The organism is Giesbergeria sinuosa (genome assembly GCF_042652905.1).
Taxonomy (GTDB): Bacteria; Pseudomonadota; Gammaproteobacteria; order Burkholderiales; family Burkholderiaceae_C; genus Simplicispira; species Simplicispira sinuosa.
Map to the genome: position 1 here is coordinate 131,119 of NZ_JBHSHJ010000010.1, position 6,354 is coordinate 137,472.

Here is a 6,354-nt window from a genome sequence, read left to right on the forward strand (position 1 = left end):
GCCCCCCCCCAGCAGCCCCGCGGTCATCAACTCAAGAAATCCATATCTTCAACGGCAATCCCATTGGTGCGCACACCCAGCAGCATCACCGATGCCTGATCCCCCATTTCCAGCACCAAATCATCACCCTGCCAACGCAGATCTGTCAGCCGCTGCACCAAATCCTCCAAGGACTGCACGCCTTGGCCCATATCAAACACCAGCCGATCCTGTTGATGGTGGTGAAAATCACCAATCACCACATGCCCCCATTCACGCACCACAAAGGTGTCTGACCCTTGTCCACCCAACGCAGGGTCTTGGCCTGGGCGCACGGCCAGATGGTCATCCGTATCACCACCACGGCTATACAGGGTTTGGGTCGTGACGGGCGTCATACCCCCGGTGGCGTTGGTAGCGGGCAACCACTGCTCAGAAAACTTGGCATACAAGCCGTCCCCCTCAGGATCGACATACCGTGTCACCTCCCGACCATAGGTTTCGATCTCTGTTTTAATGACATCGGTGCCTTCAAGCGTGTACACCTCATCGGCATCCATACGCTCGCTCTTCCAACGCCCCTCATCCCATTCCTGAACACGCACCACTGCACCATTTTGAATGTCAAAGCGGTACAGATCTTGGTCATTACGGCCCGTGCCGTGGGTGTAGCTGTCGTCGTTATGGGACATGGGGTACTCCTAATGCAATCCGCAAAAGCCCTGCGGTACGGGCATTTCTCTATGCCCGCTATCTTGCAAACAGGAGCTTAAGACTGGATGAACAGCCGTGGCTCTCACCAACCCAGCATCAGTCCCAAATTCTGTACGGCTGCACCACTGGCCCCTTTCCCCAGATTGTCCAAACGCGCAATCAACACCGCCTGGCGATGGGCTTCATTGGCAAACACGCGCAATTCCAACGCGTTCGTACCTGCCAGCGTATCGGCAGCCAATTTCAGATCCTCAGTAGGAGGCAACACTTTCACCCACTGTGCAGGCGTATTGGTACGGGCATAGTGCGCTGCCAAAGCATCATGCAAATCAGCAGCTTTGGGTGCTCCGGGCAAATCATCCAAATGCAACGGTAACTGCACCAACATGCCTTGGGCAAAATTGCCCACAGCCGGAATAAACACTGGACGGCGTGTCATGCCGGTGTAGTGCAAAATTTCTGGAATGTGCTTATGCGCCAGCCCCAACGCATAGGCCTCATACGGAGCAGCCTTGCCCGCTTCATAGGCTTCGATCATAGGCCGGCCACCACCGCTATAACCACTGACCGATGGCAACGCCACCGCAAAGTCCGCTGGCAGCCATCCGGCATCGACCAAGGGACGCAACAAAGCAATAGCGCCCGTAGCGTAGCAACCCGGATTAGCCACCCTGTCCGCCACCCGAATGGCATCGGCCTGCCCCAAACACAGCTCTGGGAAACCATAGACCCAACCGGGCGTAGTGCGGTGCGCAGTAGAGGCATCCACGATTTTGATCGTACGACCCGTCTCGGCCGTAATCGCATCGACCATGGCCACCGTCTCGCGGGCCGCATCGTCGTGCAAACACAAAACCACCAAATCCACCCCCGCTATCAGGTCACGCTTGGCAGCCGGATCTTTGCGCCGCTGCGGATCAATGCTGACCAACTCCACCTGCGCCAAATCTTGCAGCCGCTCGCGGATCTGCAACCCTGTGGTACCTGCTTCACCATCAATAAAAACGGTAGCCATCGTCACGCTCCTACAAAAAAATGATGCGCAGCAGCACATGCCACCGCTTATATGTAAGTTCGCCATAAGATATGACGCCTCACAGCATGATACATTTGGCAGTTGACATGTCCCCAGCCCGCCGCCAGACATACCGCCCGGCAGGCGGGTGAAATCCCTTTCCTGAGAGAGACGAGACCTCATGAAGATTCACGAATACCAAGGCAAGGAAATCTTGCGTCAGTTCGGCGTGCCCGTTCCTCGCGGCATTCCTGCTTTCACCGTACAAGAAGCGGTCGAAGCGGCACAAAAACTCGGCGGCCCCGTGTGGGTTGTCAAGGCCCAGATCCACGCTGGTGGCCGTGGCAAGGGCGGCGGTGTCAAGGTAGCCAAGAGCATTGATGACGTCAAACGTCTGGCAGGCGAAATCTTGGGCATGCAGCTCAAGACCCACCAAACTGGCCCCGAAGGCCAAAAGGTACGTCGCCTCTATATCGAAGACGGCGCAGACATCCAGAAGGAATACTACGTCTCCATCGTCACCGACCGCGCCACACAAAAGTTGGCTTTCATCGCTTCGAGCGAAGGCGGTATGGACATTGAAGAAGTGGCCCACTCCACCCCCGAAAAGATCGTCACCGAGTTCATCGACCCGCTGACGGGCTTGGGCGAAGAACAAGCCGCCAAGATCGCCAACGGCATCGGCCTGCCTGCCGAGTCCACCGCCCAAGCAGTAGAGATCTTCCAAAAGCTCTACAAGTGCTACATGGACACCGATGCATCGTTGGTCGAAATCAACCCGCTCAACCGCGACAGCAAAAACAACCTGATCGCTCTGGACGCCAAGTTCAACTTTGACGCCAACGCACTCTTCCGTCACCCCGAAATCGTGGCCTTCCGCGATCTGGACGAAGAAGATCCCGCTGAAGTCGAAGCCTCCAAATTCGATCTGGCCTACATCAGCCTCGATGGCAACATCGGCTGCTTGGTCAACGGTGCTGGTCTGGCCATGGCCACTATGGACACCATCAAGCTGTTCGGTGGCGAGCCCGCCAACTTCTTGGACGTCGGCGGTGGCGCTACCGCTGAGAAGGTCACTGAAGCCTTCAAGATCATGCTCAAGAACGAAAACGTCAAGGGCATCTTGGTCAACATCTTCGGCGGCATCATGAAGTGCGACACCATCGCCACTGGTGTGATCACCGCTTGCAAGGCAGTGAACCTGTCCGTACCGCTGGTGGTGCGCATGAAGGGTACCAACGAAGAACTGGGCAAGAAACTGCTGGCCGAGTCGGGTCTGCCCATCATCGCCGCCGACACCATGGCCGAAGCCGCGACCAAAATCGTCGCCGCCGTCAAGTAAGCCCGCAGAGGAAAGAACATGTCGATCTATATCAACAAAGACACCAAGGTCATCACCCAAGGTATCACGGGCAAAACTGGTCAGTTCCACACCGAGAAGTGCCAGGAATACGCCAACGGCCAAAACTGCTTCGTCGCGGGCGTGAACCCCAAGAAGGCTGGCGAGTCGATTTTCAACATCCCAATCTACGCCTCCGTTAAAGAAGCGGCTACCCAAACCGGCGCAACCGTGTCGGTGATTTACGTGCCCCCAGCCGGTGCTGCCGCTGCCATCTGGGAAGCCGTAGAGGCCGATCTGGACTTGGCTATCTGTATCACTGAAGGCATTCCGGTCAAGGACATGCTGGAAGTGCGCAACAAGATGAAGGCCAAAGAAGCCGCTGGTGGCAAGAAAACCCTGCTGCTCGGCCCCAACTGCCCCGGCATCATCACCCCCGAAGAAATCAAGATCGGCATCATGCCCGGTCACATCCACCGCAAGGGCCGCATTGGTGTGGTCTCGCGTTCGGGCACCCTGACTTATGAAGCTGTGGCCATGCTGACCGAAGTGGGTCTGGGCCAATCGACTGCCGTCGGTATCGGTGGCGACCCCATCAACGGCTTGAAGCACATCGACGTGATGCGCGCTTTCAACGACGATCCCGACACCGACGCCGTGATCATGATCGGTGAAATCGGTGGCCCCGACGAAGCCGAAGCTGCTCGCTGGTGCAAAGACAACATGAAAAAGCCAATCGTTGGCTTTATCGCTGGCGTCACAGCCCCTCCCGGCAAGCGCATGGGCCACGCAGGCGCGTTGATCTCTGGTGGCGCTGATACCGCCGATGCCAAGCTGGCCATCATGGAAGAATGCGGTTTCGTCATCACCCGCAATCCTTCTGAATTGGGCAAGCTGCTCAAGGCTCAACTGAAGTAAGCGGGGCCTTTGCCTGATCCTGGTCACAAACCAGGTCTGCACCACCAAAGCGTCTGTGGCCTGCGTGCCCCAGACGCTTTGTACCTTTTGAGCGCCAGATCCGTATCAGCCTAGTCTATGATTTCACCTGCTTGCGTTTCTACAGACCGCATGGGAGACTTTTCGTAGCCGTGGATAGCTCCCGGTTGCCATACCACCACCTTCGGCCTCGCCTGAACCTTGGGCAACAGTACACAAAAATGAAATACGCGTTCAGTGCCTGCACCGACCAAGGTCGCGTGCGCAGCAATAATGAAGATGCCGTCAGTATCGACCACCAAGCCCAAGTGGTCGTACTGGCCGATGGCATGGGAGGCTACAACGCCGGAGAAGTAGCCAGCCACATGGCCACCGAGCTGATCCGCACAGAAATGGCCCGATGGTTAGCAGAGACACGCCAGCCCCCCCCAGGCCCGCAGATGCGCCAAGCACTCGAGTCCTGCGTAGAACATGCCAACCAAGCTATTTTCCATGCAGCACAGAGCAACACACAATATTCAGGCATGGGTACCACCGTGGTCGCCAGCGTATTGTGGGATGACAAACTGATGCTGGCCCATGTAGGTGACTCACGTTGCTATCGGCTGCGGGCAGGCCGTTTGGTTCAAATCACCCGCGATCACTCATGGCTACAAGAACAAATCGATGCGGGCCTGATTACCCCAGAACAAGCAGCACAATCAGGTCAGCGCAATCTGGTAACACGGGCACTGGGAGTAGAAGAAGATGTGCAAGTAGAAAGCAATGAATTTTCTGTTGAAGCCCAAGACCTCTATTTACTGTGCTCTGACGGCCTCAGTGAAATGGTCAACGACTCGGACTTGAGCAGCATTCTGAGCACCGATGCCACGCTGGAAGAAAAAACCCAGCGACTGGTTGATACGGCCAACGCCCACGGAGGCCGCGACAATATCAGTGTAGTGCTGATTTATGCAGATGGCCCAGTGCCTGCCCGTAAGCGCAGCCTGGTTTCTCGTCTGCTGGGTACGGCATAAGGGCCATGACACCCGTTTTCATGGCACATTGCATGCTTTTCCTCCCATCCATGACCCACCAACCCACCAACCGCAGGAATAGGCCATGCCAAAACTGATCGTCTCGATCGACGGCGTAGTCATCAAGGAATTGCAGCTCACCAAAGAGCGCACCGCGCTCGGTCGGCGGCCCTACAACGACATCGTGATCGACAACCTCGCCATCAGTGGCGAACATGCCGTATTGCACATGCACCATAGCGGTGTCGAAGTCGAAGACTTAGACAGTACCAATGGCACCTATGTCAACGGCAAGGCCGTACAACGCCAATGGTTGCACGGCGGTGATGTCATCGAATTGGGTAAATACAAAATTCGTTTCTTAGACGAAAACGAAGCAGAGGACTATGCCAAAACGATGGTATTCAAGCCTGGCATGGTTCCGCCACCCTTACCACCACGCAACCGCACCACGCCCGTCACAGCTCCTATCGCGCACGCAAACAATCCCACCACCGATGGTGGCAATGCTTGCATACGGGTCTTGTCTGGTGCAGCAGTAGGCAGAGAAGTGCCTTTGACCAAGGTAGTAACCACCATTGGTAAACCAGGTATTGCCGTAGCGGCCATCACGCGACGCCAGCACGGTTACGTGCTAGCCCATGTAGAAGGGCCAGACACCCCCACACACAATGGCATGCACATTGGCATTGAGCCAGTACCACTGCACCATGGAGACCTGTTGGAACTGGCAGGCACAGAGATGCAATTCCTACAGAATTGATCTGGCAAAAAACAGAAAATTTGGTAGGCCGTGTTGGACTTGAACCAACGACCAAAGGATTCAGGTTGGCACAGGTTTCCCTGTTCCCCGGACTATCTCATCACCCTGACCCATCAGAACACATCTGATAGGTTGAGGGTGTCGGGCGCTCTGGGGATGCTTATTGGATTGGCTCCGCACATCCTAGTCTCTGCACCTTCCCACCTACCGATCGAATAACGACCTGCCTTCGGTGGACTTGGCTCAGGATTGCCGGGTCAGACAACTGACTGACGGTTTCCCTGAATTCACCCGATTTTTCCACTGCTGCTTTCACAACAGGGTCACCATTTTGATGAGTCCTCTGCTCTAACCAACTGAGCTAACGGCCCCCGGTTGCCATTGTACCTAGAAAGCAGAGGTTTCACCCTCAAGCATTCAATTGCACCCAAAGAGATTTAATACTTCTACAGAATATCTATCGTAAAAAAGCGAACCCCCTCTGACCGTAGAGATCAGAGGGGGTAGCTTGAATAATGAGCCTGACGATGACCTACTTTCACACGGGAACCCGCACTATCATCGGCGCGAAGTCGTTTCACTGTCCTGTTCG

The 6,354-nt window shown here is 55.8% G+C and carries 6 protein-coding genes; 4 read left to right on the forward strand and 2 right to left on the reverse strand.

The annotated features are described in order from the left end of the window. Nucleotides 1–26: 26 nt before the first annotated feature. Together ACFO6X_RS12480 and argC are read right to left on the reverse strand one after the other, a co-directional pair. Nucleotides 27–671, reverse strand: a complete 645-nt coding sequence (locus tag ACFO6X_RS12480; RefSeq protein WP_382433516.1) for a hypothetical protein — start codon at nucleotides 669–671, stop codon at nucleotides 27–29. 104 nt (nucleotides 672–775) lie between these two features. Continuing rightward, on the reverse strand, nucleotides 776–1,708 hold the full coding sequence (gene argC / locus ACFO6X_RS12485) for an N-acetyl-gamma-glutamyl-phosphate reductase (RefSeq protein ID WP_382433518.1): 933 nt from the start codon (nucleotides 1,706–1,708) through the stop codon (nucleotides 776–778). Between the two features lie 181 nt (nucleotides 1,709–1,889). Between argC and sucC the strand changes: the two genes are divergently transcribed. The 4 genes from sucC to ACFO6X_RS12505 all read left to right on the forward strand — a co-directional run bounded on the left by sucC (nucleotide 1,890) and on the right by ACFO6X_RS12505 (nucleotide 5,762). Then, nucleotides 1,890–3,050, forward strand: coding sequence for an ADP-forming succinate--CoA ligase subunit beta (sucC, locus tag ACFO6X_RS12490; protein ID WP_382433520.1), 1,161 nt, complete (start codon nucleotides 1,890–1,892; stop codon nucleotides 3,048–3,050). Nucleotides 3,051–3,068: 18 nt separating this feature from the next. Next, a complete protein-coding gene (gene sucD, locus ACFO6X_RS12495; protein ID WP_382433522.1) occupies nucleotides 3,069–3,965 on the forward strand; it encodes a succinate--CoA ligase subunit alpha in 897 nt (298 codons plus the stop codon). Between the two features lie 239 nt (nucleotides 3,966–4,204). Continuing rightward, entirely contained in the window at nucleotides 4,205–4,999 is a 795-nt protein-coding gene (locus tag ACFO6X_RS12500) for a Stp1/IreP family PP2C-type Ser/Thr phosphatase (protein ID WP_382433524.1), read from the forward strand. Nucleotides 5,000–5,084: 85 nt separating this feature from the next. Continuing rightward, nucleotides 5,085–5,762, forward strand: coding sequence for an FHA domain-containing protein (locus ACFO6X_RS12505; RefSeq protein ID WP_382433526.1), 678 nt, complete (start codon nucleotides 5,085–5,087; stop codon nucleotides 5,760–5,762). Nucleotides 5,763–6,354: the final 592 nt, after the last annotated feature.

Coding starts and splice junctions, on each gene's coding strand:
- ACFO6X_RS12500 (WP_382433524.1), top strand. CDS start 4,205: ATGAAATACGCGTTCAGTGCCTGCACCGACCAAGGTCGCGTGCGCAGC.
- argC (WP_382433518.1), bottom strand. CDS start 1,708: ATGGCTACCGTTTTTATTGATGGTGAAGCAGGTACCACAGGGTTGCAG.
- ACFO6X_RS12480 (WP_382433516.1), bottom strand. CDS start 671: ATGTCCCATAACGACGACAGCTACACCCACGGCACGGGCCGTAATGAC.
- sucD (WP_382433522.1), top strand. CDS start 3,069: ATGTCGATCTATATCAACAAAGACACCAAGGTCATCACCCAAGGTATC.
- ACFO6X_RS12505 (WP_382433526.1), top strand. CDS start 5,085: ATGCCAAAACTGATCGTCTCGATCGACGGCGTAGTCATCAAGGAATTG.
- sucC (WP_382433520.1), top strand. CDS start 1,890: ATGAAGATTCACGAATACCAAGGCAAGGAAATCTTGCGTCAGTTCGGC.